Origin of the sequence: Streptomyces sp. NPDC003036 (assembly GCF_040611175.1) — a bacterium.
In the GTDB taxonomy this organism is placed as follows: Bacteria; Actinomycetota; Actinomycetes; order Streptomycetales; family Streptomycetaceae; genus Streptomyces.
The window spans coordinates 23,860-38,514 of record NZ_JBEXNO010000039.1; the positions used below are offsets into that span (position 1 = coordinate 23,860).

A 14,655-nucleotide genomic window follows, 5' to 3' on the forward strand; every position below is an offset into this window, starting at 1 on the left:
AGTTGCGCGTCAGGTGCGCAGGGGGCCCTCGCACGTGTAGGGCGAGGTGCCGCCGGTGCGGTCGGGCCGGATCTCCACCTCCCCGAAGGAGCAGTTCATGTCGGCGAGGTTGGTGGCCGCCGGGCGCGCCCGGTCGAGGAGGAAGTGGTCGACGGTCTCCGCCATGTCGCGGAAGACCCGGTCCGGGCTGTCCGCGTCGGTGAGGCGCGCGGTGACGCGGCCGGTGCAGACGAAGCGGCGCTTGGCGGTGTCGCCGTTGTCGGCGCACCGCGGGGTGGCGCCGGTCGCCGCCGCGAAGGCCGCGCGGACGTCCTCGGCGGCGGCGTGGTCGAGCCGGTCGTTGGGGACGTAGCGGGTGTTCGGCACGAACAGCTCGTCGACCTCCGCGATCCGTGCGTCGAGGAAGGCGTCGTACCCGAGCTGGAGTGCGGCGTCGCGGCCCAGCCGGTCGCGCCAGGCGTCGAAGGCGGCGGGGTCGTCGGCGCGCAGGTGCCGGTACATCTCGCGCAGCAGGGCGGGACGTTCGGTCCACAGGTAGGAGAAGAAGGTGCCCGCGTAGCTGTAGAAGCGGAAGCCGTCGCCCGCGTAGGTGGCGTGCAGCAGCTCGTCCACGCTCATGCGGGGGCTTCCGTCGGCGGTGTCGGCGATGACGCTCCGCACGAGCGACCGGCGGACGGCGACGCCGTCGTCACGGGTCGCTCCGGCGAAGAACTCCGCGGTTCCCTCGTCCATCGCGGTGGTGCGGTCGTCCTGGTACCAGGGCCCTTCGCCGAAGTAACCGGGCACGGCGAAGCGGCCGTTGAGGTAGTGCACGTACTCGTGGCGGAAGAGCTCCTCCAGGGTGAGCGAGGAGTCCTGCGGGACGCGCCGCTGGTAGGTGTAGAAGGTGGCGCCGCGCTCGATGTAGATGCCGCCGTTGTCGGTGTCCATGCCGGTGAGGAGCGGGTGGTGGTTCTCGTAGTCGGCGCGGGAGGCGTACAGCACGACGGTCAGGGCGGTGTTGGTGTCGCCGGCGAGCGGCGCCTCGCTGCCCAGGACGCGGTGGAACTGCGCCTTGACCTGCTTGCTCGCGTAGTACAGCTGGTCGACGGTGGCGGTGTCGAGGCCGGTGCGGACCTTGAGGGCGCCGGTGTCGTAGCGGTACGCGTGCGGGAAGATCCGCCGCTCGATGTCGTCCTTGCAGACGCGGTACGGCGCGCACGCCTCGTAGAAGACGAGCCAGCCGGCGAGCCGCGCCCAGGGCGCGCTGCCCTCGCCGAAGTTCCGTACGACGGGGTCGAGGAGGGCGCCCACGTCCGGGACGATCTCGGCCTTGAGGGCGTCGATCTGGCCGAAGCGGCCGTACTCGGCGAGCGCGTCGCGCACCACCCACTCGTTGGGCGTGCCCTTGAGGTGCGTGTGGTGGGCGAAGGCACGGAAGGCGGCGCGGTACGCGGTGTTCCGGGCGGCCAGCGTGTGGAAGGCGGTGTCGCGGTTGCCGGGGTACACGCCGAGGTGGTTGACGGAGAGCGCGGCGAGGGCGGCGCCGCCCCAGGCCGGGTCGCGGTAGGTGGTGGTGTGGTACCGGTCCATGGTGGCCAGCACCTTCTGGACGAGGCCGAGCTGGGAGTGGCGCAGCCCGGCGGCGCTGCCGGTGTAGAGGGCCTCGCGCAGGCTGTCGGCGTTGGTGCGGGTGGCGCGGAAGGAGCGGGCGGCCGAGCCGAAGGCGTGGACGGCGCGGCGCATGGCCTCGGTGGTGGGCGGGTCGGTGACGTCGATCTCGCCGCGCGAGAAGTCGTGGTACACGACCGCGTGCAGGTAGGTGAGCATCTCCAGCAGGTGGGTGCCGTTCGCGCCGTCGTGCGCCGGGGCGAGCGCGGAGACGCGGCGCGAGACGGCCTGGACGTGGGCGTCGGACATGACGGGCGCGAGGCGGGCGTCCCACGTCCACAGGAGGGTGCGCAGGCAGCCGTCGGCGGTGACGGCCGGGTCGGCGAGGAAGTCGGCGAACTCCTCGGGGCGCAAGCCGGTGACGCCGTCCAGGGTGCAGGCGGGGGCGGCGGCCGCGGTCGGCGCCGGGGGTGTCTGCGGCCCGGGGACACGGGCGTCGGCGCGCTGTCCGGGCGCGGGGGCGGGTCGCGGGGCGGGCGGCGGCGCGGCGGCCAGGCGTACGACCTCGTCGTGCTCGTCGTGAGGCGTGTGGTGCGGCTTCTCGCGGGGGTCGGGGGCCGTGAGCGGGCGGGCGTGGGCGGTGGGGGCGTCGAGGACCGTCACGCCGCCGCCGAGCAGGGTCGCGGTGGCGACGGCGGCGGCGAGGAGGGCTCCACGGAAGCCTCCGCGGAGGCCTCTGCGGCGGGGGCCTGGTGTCGTGGGCTGGGGCACGTGCGACTCCTGGATGAGGTCGGATTGTCGAGTGCATGCCACTGCTGTACGACGCGTAACATAGTAATGTGATATTGCACTGACAACCCGTCAGGAGTACCTCAGCGCCTCGCCGATGCGGAACGGTTCAGTCCAGGACCGCGAACCCGTCCAGCTCCACCAGCGCCTGCTCGTCCCAGAGGCGGACCGCGCCGATCACCGCCATCGCCGGATAGTCGCGGCCCGCCAGCCGCCGCCAGATCCGGCCCAGTTCGGCGGCGCGCGCCCGGTAGTCGGCGACGTCGGTGGCGTAGACGGTGACGCGCGCGAGGTCGGCGGGGGTGCCGCCGGCGGCCTTGAGGGCGGCGAGCAGATTGCCGAGCGCCGTCTCGAACTGCTCCGGCAGGGTCTCCCCCACCACCCGGCCGTCACCGTCGAGCGCGGTCTGCCCGGCGAGGAAGACCAGGCGCGAGCCGGTGGCGACGACCGCGTGCGAGAAGCCGGTGGGCGGCGAGAGGTCGGCGGGGTTGACGCGTTCGATGCTCATGAACCCAACTCCTCGGCGTACGGCTCCTTCGCGTACAGCTCCTTCGCGATGATCGTGCGCTGGACCTCGGTCGCACCCTCGTAGATGCGCGGCGCCCGCACCTCGCGGTAGAGGTGCTCCAGCAGGTGGCCGCGCTGCAGGGCGCGGGCGCCGTGGAGCTGGACGGCGGCGTCGACGACGTACTGCGCGGTCTCGGTGGCCAGCAGCTTCGCCATGGCGGCGCGCCGGGGCACGTCGTCGCCGCCCCCCGCCTCGCCGTCGCCCGCGTCGTACGCCGCTGCCGCCGCGTACACCAGCAGGCGGGCGGCCTCGGTGCGGGTCGCCATCTCGGCGACCTGGTGCGCGACGGCCTGAAGGTCCTTCAGCACGCCGCCGAACGCGGTCCGCCGCGCGGTGTGCGCGAGCGTCGCGTCCAGCGCGGCCTGGGCCATGCCGACGGCGAAGGCGCCGACGCTGGGCCGGAAGAGGTTGAGCGTGGTCATCGCCACGCGGAAGCCCCGGTCGACCTCGCCGAGCACGTCCGCGCGTGTGACGGGTACGCCGTCGAAGCGGAGGCTGCCGATGGGATGCGGGGACAGCATGTCGAGGTGCCCGCCCGTCAGGCCTGGCCGGTCGGCGGGCACGAGGAAGGCGGTGACGCCACGCGCCCCGGCGCCCGGGGTCGTACGGGCGAAGACGGTGGCGAAGTCGGCCTCGGGGGCGTTGGAGATCCAGCACTTCTCACCGGTCAGCCGCCACCCCTCCCCCTCCGGTACGGCCTCCAACGCGAGCGCCGCCGCGTCCGACCCCGCGTCCGGCTCGCTGAGCGCGAAGGCCGCCACCGCCCGCCCCGCGGTGACCTCCGGCAGCCAGCGCGCCCGCTGCTCCGGCGTGCCGAAGGCGGCGACCGGGTGGGCGCCGAGGCCCTGGAGCGCGAGGGCGGTCTCCGCCTCCGTACAGGCGCGGGCGAGGGACTCGCGCATCAGGCACAGGTCCAGGGCGCCGGAGCCGAAGAGGCGGGAGATCAGCCCGAGTTCGCCCAGCGCGGCGACGAGCGGGCGGTTGACGCGGCCCGGCTCGCCCTTCTCGGCGAGGGGGCGCAGGCGTTCCGCGGCGAGGACACGCACCTCCTCGCACCATGCTTTCTGTGCCGGATCAAGTGAGAATGCGGGCATTCGCGCCCCCTCCGAGGAATCCGTCAGAGCCCGGTCTATCGCGCACCGTTGACTGTCGTCACCTTCACGATACGCTCGATGGGCGTTCCCACCACCCATCAGGAGTCACCCAAAGGGGTCACCCACCGGGAGCCCCCCAAGGGACCACCCACAGGGGGCGAATCATGGAGCTGACCGGATCGGCCCACCTCGACACCTTCGCCCGCGACCATCTGCCGCCCCGCGAGCAGTGGCCCGAGCTCCTCTTCGACCTGCCCGAGCTGCGCTACCCGGACCGGCTCAACTGCGGTGCGGAGCTGCTGGACCGCACGATCCAGCGGTTCGGCCCGGACCGGCCGGCGTTCCGGGACGGCGCGGGCGGCGTGTGGACGTACGGCGAACTGCGCGCGCGGGTCGACCGGATCGCCCACGCCCTCACCCACGACCTGGGCGTGGTGCCGGGCAACCGGGTGATGCTGCGCGGCCCCACGACGCCCTGGCTGGCGGCCTGCTGGCTGGCGGTGATGAAGGCGGGCGGCGTGGCCGTCACCGTCCTGGCGCAGGCGCGCGCCGGGGAACTCGCCGTGATGTGCGAGATGGCCCGGGTCAGCCACGCGCTGTGCGACATCCGGTCGGTCGACGACCTGGTGAAGGCCGAGGTGGAGGGGTTGCGCGTCACGGCGTACGGCGGCGACGCGCCCGACGACCTGCTGCGGCTGGCGGCCCGCCACCCGGACGCGTACGACGCCGTCGACACCGCCGCCGACGACGTCGCGCTGATCGCCTTCACCTCCGGGACCACCGGACGGCCCAAGGGGTGCATGCACTTCCACCGCGATGTGCCGGCCGTCGCCGACACCTTCTCGGCACGGGTCCTGCGCCCCGAGCCGGACGACGTCTTCGCGGGAAGCCCGCCGCTGGGCTTCACCTTCGGGCTCGGCGGCCTGGTGATCTTCCCGCTGCGGGCGGGCGCCTCCGCGCTGCTGCTGGAGCAGGCCGGGCCGAAGCAGCTGCTGCCCGCGATCGCCGAACACCGGGTGTCGGTGCTGTTCACGGCACCGACCGCGTACCGGGTGATGCTGGAGAACCTCGACGGGTACGACACCGGCTCGCTGCGCCGGTGCGTGTCGGCCGGCGAGAACCTGCCCGCGGCCACCTGGCGGGCCTGGCACGAGCGGACCGGGCTGCGGATCATCAACGGCATCGGGGCGACCGAACTGCTGCACATCTTCGTCTCGGCGGCCGACGACGCGATCAGACCCGGCACGACCGGCGTGCCGGTGCCCGGCTGGCAGGCCCGCGTGGTGGACGGCTCCGGGCGCCCCGTCCGGGACGGGCAGGAGGGCCTCCTGGCCGTGCGCGGCCCGGTGGGCTGCCGCTACCTGTCCGATCCGCGCCAGACGGAGTACGTCAGGGACGGCTGGAACGTCACCGGTGACACGTACGTACGCGAACCGGATGGGTACCTCCGCTACGTCGCCCGCGCGGACGACATGATCATCTCGGCCGGCTACAACATCGCCGGCCCGGAGGTCGAGGACGCGCTCCTCGCCCACCCCGACGTGGTCGAGGCGGCGGTGGTCGGCCGGCCGGACGAGGTGCGCGGCCAGATCGCCGTGGCGTACGCGGTGGTCCGGGAGGGGGTCGCGCGCGACGACGCCACGGCCGAGGCGCTCCGCGCCTTCGTACGGTCGCGCCTCGCCCCGTACAAGTGCCCGCGCGAGATCGTCTTCCTGGACGCCCTCCCCCGGACGGCCACCGGGAAGCTCCAGCGCTTCCGGCTGCGCGCGCCCGACGCGCCCGTAAAGTGACCACGTGGCCGAGCAGCACACTCCGCGTTCCCTGATCGTCTCCCTGTACGGCGCGTACGGGCGGACGCCCGACAACGCCCCGCTGCCGGTGGCCGAGCTGATCCGGCTGCTGGCGGTCCTCGGCGTGGACGCGCCGTCCGTGCGGTCCTCGGTGTCCCGGCTGAAGCGGCGCGGCCTGCTGGAGCCGCGCCGCACGGCGGACGGGGCGGCCGGGTACGCCCTGTCGGCGGACGCCCGCCAGCTCCTCGACGACGGCGACCGGCGCATCTACGCGGCCGGTGAGCCGCCCGAGGAGGAGGGCTGGGTGCTCGCCGTCTTCTCGGTGCCCGAGGCCGAGCGGCACAAGCGCCACCTGCTGCGCTCCCGGCTGGGCCGCCTCGGCTTCGGCACGGCGGCCCCGGGCGTGTGGATCGCCCCCGCCGCCCTCTACGAGGAGGCCCGCCACACCCTCACGCGGCTGCACCTCGACCCGTACGTGGACCTCTTCCGCGGCGAGCACCTGGGCTTCGCGCCGACGGCCGAGGCGGTGGGCCGCTGGTGGGACCTGGCCGCCATCGCCAAGCTCTACGAGGAGTTCCTCGACCTCCACGGGCCGGTCCTGCGCACCTGGTCGACCCGCGAGCCCTCCCCCGAGCAGGCCTACCGCGACTACCTCCTCGCCCTCGACTCCTGGCGCCGCCTCCCGTACGCGGACCCGGGCCTCCCGGCCGCACTGCTCCCGGCGGGCTGGCCGGGCGGCCGTGCGGCGGCGGTCTTCGGCGGGCTGCACGGGCTGCTGCGGGACAGGGGCGAGGCGTTCGTCAGGGGCGGGGCTGCGCCGTCGGCGTCAGACTGAGCCGCGGCTTCGGGGCGTCCGTGCGGCCCGTCGGGGGCTTGCGGCTGCCCGCGCGGTACGGGGCCGGCCAGGGGGCGGCGGGGCCGTCGTAGCCCTGGTCGGCGGCGGCGTGCAGCGTCCAGTGCGGGTCGTACAGGTGCGGGCGGGCCAGGGCGCACAGGTCGGCGCGCCCGGCGAGCAGCAGGGAGTTGACGTCGTCCCAGGAGGAGATGGCGCCGACCGCGATGACCGGGACCTTCAGCGCGTTGCGGATCTTGTCGGCGTACGGGGTCTGGTACGAGCGGCCGTACTCGGGGCGCTCGTCGGGGACGACCTGGCCGGTGGAGACGTCGATGGCGTCGGCGCCGTGGGCGGCGAAGGCGCGGGCGATCTCGACGGCCTCCTCGGCGGTGGTGCCGCCGGGCGCCCAGTCGGTGGCCGAGAGGCGCACGGTCATGGGCCGCTCGCCGGGCCAGGCGGCGCGGACCGCGTCGAAGACCTCCAGCGGGAAGCGGAGCCTGCGCTCCAGGGAGCCTCCGTAGGCGTCGGTGCGGCGGTTGGTGAGCGGGGAGAGGAAGCCGGAGAGGAGGTAGCCGTGGGCGCAGTGCAGTTCGAGCAGGTCGAACCCGGCGCGGGCGGCGCGGCGCGCGGCGGCGGCGAACTGCTCCCTTATGTCGGTGAGCGCGGCGCGGTGCAGCTCGTGCGGGACCTGGTTGACGCCGGGGCGGTACGGCAGCGGGGAGGCGGCGACCAGGGGCCAGTTGCCGGCGTCGAGGGGCTGGTCGATGCCCTCCCACATGCGTTTGGTGGAGCCCTTGCGGCCGGAGTGCCCGAGCTGGACGCCGATGGCGGTACCGGGTGACTGGCGGTGGACGAAGTCGGTGATCCGGGACCAGGCCGCCACCTGCGCGGGCGTGTACAGGCCCGCGCAGCCCGGGGTGATGCGGCCCTCGGGGCTGACGCACACCATCTCGGTCATGACCAGCCCGGCGCCGCCGAGGGCGCGGGCGCCGAGGTGGACGAGGTGGAAGTCGCCGGGGACGCCGTCGACGGCCGAGTACATGTCCATGGGCGAGACGACGACGCGGTTGCGCAGCGTCAGCCCGCGCAGCCGGAAGGGCGTGAACATCGGCGGGGTGCCGGGCGGGCAGCCGAAGTCGCGTTCGACGGCGTCGGTGAAGCGGGGGTCGCGCAGCCGCAGGTTGTCGTGGGTGACGCGGCGGCTGCGGGTGAGGAGGTTGAAGGCGAACTGGCGCGGCGGCTGGTCCAGGTAGCCGGCGAGCTCCTCGAACCAGCGCAGGCTGGCGGCGGCCGCGCGCTGCGTGGACTCCACGACGGGGCGGCGTTCCGCCTCGTAGGCGGCGAGCGCCTCGCTCAGGGAGGGCTGCTCCTCGACGCAGGCGGCCAGCGCGAGGGCGTCCTCGACGGCGAGCTTGGTGCCCGAGCCGATGGAGAAGTGCGCGGTGTGGGCGGCGTCGCCGAGCAGGACGGTGTTGCCGTGGGACCAGCGGTCGTTGACGACGGTCCGGAAGGCGGTCCAGGTGCTCTTGTTCGACGTCAGGGGGCGGCCGCGCAGCGCCTCGGCGAAGGTCTTGGCGCAGCGGTCGATGGACTCCTGGGTGTCGAGTTCGTCGAAGCCGGCCGCTCGCCAGACCTCCTCGCGCATCTCGACGATGACGGTGGAGGCGTCCGCCGAAAAGGGATAGCCGTGGAGCTGCATCACGCCGTGCTCGGTCTCGGCGACCTCGAAGCGGAACGCGTCGAAGGCGAAGTCGGCGGCGAGCCAGATGTAGCGGCAGCGGTGGGTGGTCAGGGCGGGGCGGAAGACGTCGGCGTGGGTCTCGCGGGTGCGGCTGTGGACACCGTCGGCCGCGATGACCAGGTCGTACGCGGTCGCCAGCTCGGCGGCGGGCGGCGCCTCGGTGCGGAAGCGGAGCCGTACGCCCAGCTCGGCGCAGCGGGCGTGGAGGATCTCCAGCAACCTGCGGCGACCGAGCGCGGCGAAGCCGTGGCCGCCGGAGGTGAGGGTGCGGCCGCGGTGGACGATGTCGATGTCGTCCCAGCGGACGAACTCCGCCTGGAGCGCGGCGTACACGGCGGGGTCGGCGTGCTCGATGCCGCCGAGGGTCTCGTCGGAGAGGACGACGCCGAAGCCGAAGGTGTCGTCGGGGGCGTTGCGCTCCCAGACCGTGATGTCACGGGCGGGGTCGAGGCGTTTGAGGAGCGCGGCGGCGTACAGGCCGCCGGGCCCGCCGCCGATGACGGCCACGCGCAGGGCAGGGCGCACGGCAGGTCACCGCCCCCGCCACTTGGGCGGCCGCTTCGCGGTGAAGGCGGCGTGGAACTCGGCGTAGTCCTCGCCGTTCATCAGCAGGGCCTGGGTCGCCGCGTCCAGCTCGACGGCGGCGGCGAGCGGCATGTCGAGCTCGGCGGTGAGCAGCGCCTTGGTCTGGGCGTACGCGAGGGCCGGGCCCTCGGCGAGGCGGCGGGCGAGCGCGGCGGCGCGCTCGTCGGCGCGGCCTTCCTCGGTGAGCTCGCTGATGAGGCCGATGCGCTCGGCCTCGGGGGCGCGGACCGGTTCGCCGAGCATGAGCAGCCGGGTGGCGTGGCCCAGGCCGACGACGCGGGGCAGGAGGTACGCGGCGCCCATGTCGCCGCCGGAGAGGCCGACCTTGGTGAAGAGGAACGCGAAGCGGGCGGAGGGGTCGGCGATCCGGAAGTCGGCGGCGAGCGCCAGCACCGCCCCGGCGCCCGCGGCGACCCCGTGGACGGCGGCGATCACGGGGAAGGGCGCCTCGCGCAGCGCGCGTACGACCTGGCCGGTCATCCGGTTGAAATCGAGGAGCTCGGCGGTGTCCATGGCGAGGGTGGCGCCGATGATGTCGTCCACGTCGCCGCCGGAGCAGAAGCCCCGCCCCTCCCCCGCGAGGACCAGCGCCCGCACGGCACGCTCCCGGGACAGCTCGGCGAGCAGGTCGCGCAGGTCGGCGTAGGCGCCGAAGGTGAGCGCGTTCAGCTTGGCGGGGCGGGCGAGCGTCACGGTCGCGACACCGTCGTCGACGGTGAGCCTCAGATGGCGCCACTCGGGGGTGCGGGGCGCGGAGCTGGTGAAGGGGCTCATGGGGTGCGGCCTCCCTCGGCGAGCGGATTGCCTGGCGAGTACCTGCCCCTCGACGCTATCACTCAACCGTGACTGCCGTCACGTACACGCAATAGAGCGGAGCGGCGGGCCGATGGCTCCGTAACGGGTGTGGCGCAGGTCTCCTCATGGGTGCCGTGGGGCTCTGGTGCCGCCGGTTGCGGTCCGTAAGGTGGAAGGGAAGGACTGGACCGCGGAAACCGAAGGCGGCTCCAGGAAACCCGCCGACCGGAACGGAGGACCGCCACCGTGCTCAAAGCCTCCGGCCCGGCCTACTGGCGCCTGGCCCTGCCGCACTCCGCGGCCGCCGTGCCGCTCGCCCGGGCGCTGGTGCGGAAGGCCCTCGCGGACCTCGACGCTCCGGCGTCGGCGGACACCGACACGGCGGAGCTGCTGACGGCGGAGCTGGTGGCGAACGCGGTCAAGCACACCGACCCGGGCGACCCGCCGATCGAGCTGGTGGTGGAGCTGCTGGAGACCGGCTGCCAGGTCGAGGTGCACGACCGCGACCCGGCCCCGCCCGGCGATCTGTCGCCCGGCCACACCGTGCCGCCGGACCCGTGGCAGGAGCACGGCCGCGGCCTGCTGCTGATCCGTACGCTCAGCGCGGCGTGCGGTCACCGCCGTACCCCTCAGGGCAAGGCGGTGTGGTTCACGCTCCCGGGGCTCGGGACGGCGTGACCTCCTCCGCCTCCGGTGCCGGCGTGGCGGCCAGCCGCGAGTTGCGGCGGCCGTAGAGCGCGTACACCAGCGCACCGGCCAGCAGGAAGACGGCGAACTGCACCCAGGTGGTCCAGCCGGTGCCCCACATCAGGTACAGGCAGAAGGCGACACCCAGCACCGGGCTGAGCGGGTAGAGCGGCACTCGGAAGCTCCGCTCGATGGCGGGGTGGCGGCGGCGCAGGGCGACCACCGCGATGTTGACGACGGCCATGACGGCGAGGGTGCCGATGGTGGTCAGGTTCATCACGACGTCGAGCGGCACGACAGCGGCCGGGACGGCGAAGACGGCGGCGACGCTCCAGGTGTTCGCGACGGGGGTGGAGGTCTTCGGCGAGACCTTCTCGAAGACGCGCGGGATGAGCCCGTCCCGGGACATCGACATCAGGATGCGGGTCTGGCCGTACATCACGGCGAGGACGACCGAGGCGATGGCGACGACCGCGCCGAAGGCGATGATCCCGCCGCCGAGGGCGGAGCCGGTGACCTTGTCGACGATGAGCGAGAGCGCGGCCGGCTGGTCGGCGACGTCACCGGCGGACATCGCGCCGATGGCGGCGAGGGCGACCAGCCCGTACAGCAGCGTGACGGCGCCGATGCAGATCATGATCGCGAGGGGGACGTTCCGGCGGGGGTTCTTGACCTCCTCGCCGGCGGTGGTGATCGCGTCGAAGCCGATGTACGAGAAGAAGGCGAGCGACGCGCCCGAGGTGACCCCGGCGAGGCCGTGCGCCGCGAACGGCGAGAGGTTGTCCGAGCGGAAGGCGCTGAACGCGAGCGCGCAGAACAGGATCAGGATCGCGATCTTGATGACGGCCATGGCGGCGGTGGCGCGGGCGCTCTCGCGCACGCCGCGCACGAGCAGGACCGCGGCGAGGGCGATCACCACGACGGCCGGGACGTTCACGACGCCGCCGTCCCCGGGCGGGGCGGACAGCGCGGCGGGCAGCTGGACGCCGATGAGGCTGTCGAGCAGTTCGTTGAGGTACTGGCCCCAGCCGACCGAGACGGCGGAGACGGACACGCCGTACTCCAGCAGCAGGCACCAGCCGGTGAGGAAGGCGACGCGCTCGCCGAGGGCGGCGTACGCGAAGGAGTACGAGCTGCCGGAGACCGGGATGGCGCTGCCCAGCTCGGCGAAGGAGAACGCGGTGAAGACGCAGGTGATCGCGGCGAGGACGAAGGAGACGACGACCGCGGGGCCCGCCTCGGCGACGCTGTCGGAGAGCCCGACGAAGATGCCGGTGCCGACGATGGCGCCGACGCCGAAGCACACGAGCTGGAAGAGGCCCATGGTGCGCTTGAGGCCATGTCCCTCCAGGTCGGCGCCGGATTCGGCGACCAGTTGGGCGGGGGTCTTGAGGCGCTGCATGGGTGGTTCTCCCGGCGGGTGGTGCGGGCTCGTGCAGGGGTGGCGCACAAGCGGAAGGGGTCCGGACATGTGAGCCCGGACCCCACCTTCTGTACCGAGACTAACCGGTACCTCGCATATTCACCCCATCGCCCGCATGGCCATCCCGGGCACGGTTCCAGTCAGCCGAGGGTGGCGACCAGCACCGCCTTGATGGTGTGCATGCGGTTCTCGGCCTCGTCGAAGACGACCGAGTGCTCCGACTCGAAGACCTCGTCCGTGACCTCCAGCTCGGTGAGCCCGTGCCGCGCGTGGATCTCGCGGCCGACCGCCGTGCCCAGGTCGTGGAAGGCGGGCAGGCAGTGCAGGAACTTCACCCCGGGGTTGCCGGTGGCGCGCAGGACGTCCATGGTCACGGCGTACGGGGCGAGGGCGGCGATGCGCTCGTCCCACACCTCCTTCGGCTCGCCCATCGAGACCCAGACGTCGGTGGCGACGAAGTCGGCGCCCCGGACGCCCTCGGCGACGTCCTCGGTGAGCGTGACGCGCGCCCCGCTGGCCTCGGCGAGCTCGCGCGCCTTCGCCACGATGCCCTCGGCCGGCCAGAACTCCTTGGGCGCCACGATCCGTACGTCCATGCCGAGCAGGGCGCCGGTGACGAGGTAGGAGTTGCCCATGTTGTAGCGGCCGTCGCCCAGGTAGGCGAAGGCGACGGCCTCCAGGGGCTTGTCGGTGTGCTCGGTCATGGTGAGCACGTCGGCGAGCATCTGGGTGGGGTGCCAGTCGTCGGTCAGGCCGTTGTAGACCGGGACCCCGGCGTACGCGGCCAGCTCCTCGACCGTCGCCTGGGCGTCGCCCCGGTACTCGATCGCGTCGAACATGCGACCGAGGACGCGGGCGGTGTCCTTGACCGACTCCTTGTGGCCGATCTGCGAGCCGGAGGGGTCGAGGTAGGTCGTGGAGGCGCCCTGGTCGGCCGCCGCGACCTCGAACGCGCAGCGCGTGCGCGTGGAAGTCTTCTCGAAGATCAGCGCGATGTTCCGACCCCGCAGCCGCTGGACCTCGGTCCCCGCCTTCTTCGCCGACTTGAGTTCTGCGGCCAGCTCGATCAGGCTGCGGAACTCGTCGGCGGTGAAGTCCAGCTCCTTGAGGAAGGGGCGGCCGGTGAGATCGGTGGCCATGGGGCGCTCCTGGGTTACGGGGGTCGGGGACTGTGGAAGTCTATACGAAGGTCAGAATTTCTATTCGTCCGCTTCCGTAAAGCGCGGCACGACCGGCCGGCACGGCCCGTGGCGCCGCCCGCATCGCGGCTCATATGGCGTCGCGCTCGACCGGGCAGCTCATGCAGCGCGGGCCGCCCCGCCCGCGCCCCAGCTCGCTGCCCGGGATCTCGATCACCTCGATGCCCTCCCGCCGCAGGTGCGTGTTGGTGGTGACGTTGCGCTCGTACGCGACCACGACCCCCGGCTCCACCGCCAGCACGTTGCAGCCGTCGTCCCACTGCTCGCGCTCGGCGGCGTGCACGTCCTGCGTCGCCGTCAGCACCCGGACGGAGGTCATGCCGAGGGCCGCCGCGATGGCGCTGTGCATGTGCTCGGGCGGATGGTCGGAGACCTTCAGCGTGCCGATCCGGTCCCCCGGGTCGATGGTGTACGAGCGGAGCATGCCGAGCCCCGCGTACTGCGTGAAGGTGTCCGGCGCCACCATCGTCATCACGGTGTCCAGGTGCATGAACGCCCTGCTCTTCGGCATGTCCAGCGCCACGATCGTGCGCGCCGAACCGGCCGCGAACATGCCGCGGGCCAGCATCTCCACCGCCTGCGGGGTGGTCCGCTCGCTCATCCCGATCAGCACCGCGCCGTTGCCGAGGACCAGGACGTCGCCGCCCTCGATGGTGGACGGGTAGTCGTCCTGCCCCTCCGACCAGTGGTGGAAGGAGCCCGCCTCGGGTCCGGTGAAGAGGGGGTGGTGCTTGTAGATCGCCTCGAAGTGCACGGTCTCGCGCTGCCGGGCGGGGTAGCGCATGGCGTTGATGGCCACCCCGTCGTAGATCCAGGCGGAGGTGTCCCGGGTGAAGAGGTGGTTCGGCAGGGGCGGCAGCAGGAAGTCGTCCAGGTCCATCACGTGGAACCGGACGGACGTCGGTTCGGGGTGGCCGGCGAGGTACTCGCGCTTCGTCATGCCGCCGACCAGCGCCGCGACGAGCCTGGCCGTCTCCATCTCGTCGAAGACGGCCCTGAGGTGGTCCGTGGCGAGCGGCCCGTACTCCTTCTCGTCGAAGACCCGGTCCAGGACGAGCTTCCTGGCGGCCGGCAACTCCAGCACCTCGCGCAGCAGGTCGCCGAAGAGGTGGACGACGACACCGCGGTCCCGCAGCACGTCGGCGAAGCCGTCGTGCTCCTGACGGGCCCGCCGCACCCAGAGCACGTCGTCGAAGAGGAGCCGCTCCTTGTTGCTGGGCGTGAGCCGCTTCAGCTCCAGGTCGGGCCGGTGCAGGATGACGCGGCGGAGCCGCCCGGTCTCGGAATCGACATGGAATCCCATGCACCCATCCTGGCCGAGCCGCGCGCTCGGCGCGCCCCCGCGTACGGCACCGAGATGCCACCGGGCGACCGGGCCGAAGCCTCCGCCGGCAAGGGGCCGGAAGACGATCCGGTACACCGCCGCCGGCTCGGGGCGGGCGGGTGGTGGGTGATGCGGTGGCGGTGGACCGTCCCCTCCTCCGGTCCACCGCCGCCGGTAAGGGAGACACCTACCCTCCCAACCAGCCGCTCTTCAGGGGTAGTTGGGAGGCTGTCGC

11 protein-coding genes are annotated in these 14,655 nt (G+C 73.2%); 3 read left to right on the forward strand and 8 right to left on the reverse strand.

All coding sequences use genetic code 11. The features are described 5' to 3' along the window. Positions 1 to 9: 9 nt before the first annotated feature. The 3 genes from ABZX67_RS25710 to ABZX67_RS25720 form a co-directional block, all read right to left on the reverse strand. Positions 10 to 2,361, reverse strand: coding sequence for a collagenase (locus ABZX67_RS25710; protein ID WP_355364280.1), 2,352 nt, complete (start codon positions 2,359 to 2,361; stop codon positions 10 to 12). 127 nt (positions 2,362 to 2,488) lie between these two features. After that, positions 2,489 to 2,887: a RidA family protein gene (locus ABZX67_RS25715; protein ID WP_355364283.1), complete on the reverse strand. Its 399-nt coding sequence runs from the start codon at positions 2,885 to 2,887 to the stop codon at positions 2,489 to 2,491. Then, positions 2,884 to 4,041: an acyl-CoA dehydrogenase family protein gene (locus tag ABZX67_RS25720; RefSeq protein WP_355364286.1), complete on the reverse strand. Its 1,158-nt coding sequence runs from the start codon at positions 4,039 to 4,041 to the stop codon at positions 2,884 to 2,886. Before ABZX67_RS25720 ends, ABZX67_RS25715 begins: the two co-directional genes overlap by 4 nt. Before the next feature lie 164 nt (positions 4,042 to 4,205). Between ABZX67_RS25720 and ABZX67_RS25725 the strand changes: the two genes are divergently transcribed. Both ABZX67_RS25725 and ABZX67_RS25730 read left to right on the forward strand, forming a co-directional pair. Continuing rightward, a complete protein-coding gene (locus ABZX67_RS25725) occupies positions 4,206 to 5,831 on the forward strand; it encodes an AMP-binding protein (protein ID WP_355364289.1) in 1,626 nt (541 codons plus the stop codon). Between the two features lie 4 nt (positions 5,832 to 5,835). Continuing rightward, complete coding sequence (locus ABZX67_RS25730; protein ID WP_355364292.1) at positions 5,836 to 6,666, forward strand: PaaX family transcriptional regulator C-terminal domain-containing protein; 831 nt, start codon at positions 5,836 to 5,838, stop codon at positions 6,664 to 6,666. Here ABZX67_RS25730 and ABZX67_RS25735 read toward each other — a convergent pair. Both ABZX67_RS25735 and ABZX67_RS25740 read right to left on the reverse strand, forming a co-directional pair. After that, positions 6,632 to 8,932: a bifunctional salicylyl-CoA 5-hydroxylase/oxidoreductase gene (locus ABZX67_RS25735; RefSeq protein ID WP_355364295.1), complete on the reverse strand. Its 2,301-nt coding sequence runs from the start codon at positions 8,930 to 8,932 to the stop codon at positions 6,632 to 6,634. The genes ABZX67_RS25730 and ABZX67_RS25735 overlap by 35 nt on opposite strands. A gap of 6 nt (positions 8,933 to 8,938) precedes the next feature. Beyond that, positions 8,939 to 9,766 (reverse strand): enoyl-CoA hydratase family protein, encoded by an 828-nt coding sequence (locus ABZX67_RS25740; RefSeq protein WP_355364298.1) that lies wholly within the window; start codon positions 9,764 to 9,766, stop codon positions 8,939 to 8,941. Between the two features lie 267 nt (positions 9,767 to 10,033). Here ABZX67_RS25740 and ABZX67_RS25745 point away from each other — a divergent pair, with 267 nt between their 5' ends. Beyond that, on the forward strand, positions 10,034 to 10,465 hold the full coding sequence (locus ABZX67_RS25745; protein ID WP_355364301.1) for an ATP-binding protein: 432 nt from the start codon (positions 10,034 to 10,036) through the stop codon (positions 10,463 to 10,465). Here the strand turns inward: ABZX67_RS25745 and ABZX67_RS25750 are convergent. The 3 genes from ABZX67_RS25750 to ABZX67_RS25760 form a co-directional block, all read right to left on the reverse strand. Beyond that, complete coding sequence (locus tag ABZX67_RS25750; protein WP_355364304.1) at positions 10,437 to 11,876, reverse strand: amino acid permease; 1,440 nt, start codon at positions 11,874 to 11,876, stop codon at positions 10,437 to 10,439. The two genes, ABZX67_RS25745 and ABZX67_RS25750, sit on opposite strands and share 29 nt — an antisense overlap. Before the next feature lie 161 nt (positions 11,877 to 12,037). After that, positions 12,038 to 13,036 (reverse strand): ornithine carbamoyltransferase, encoded by a 999-nt coding sequence (gene argF / locus ABZX67_RS25755; protein WP_355364307.1) that lies wholly within the window; start codon positions 13,034 to 13,036, stop codon positions 12,038 to 12,040. A 130-nt stretch (positions 13,037 to 13,166) separates the two neighbouring features. Continuing rightward, positions 13,167 to 14,399, reverse strand: a complete 1,233-nt coding sequence (locus ABZX67_RS25760; RefSeq protein WP_355364310.1) for an arginine deiminase — start codon at positions 14,397 to 14,399, stop codon at positions 13,167 to 13,169. Positions 14,400 to 14,655: the final 256 nt, after the last annotated feature.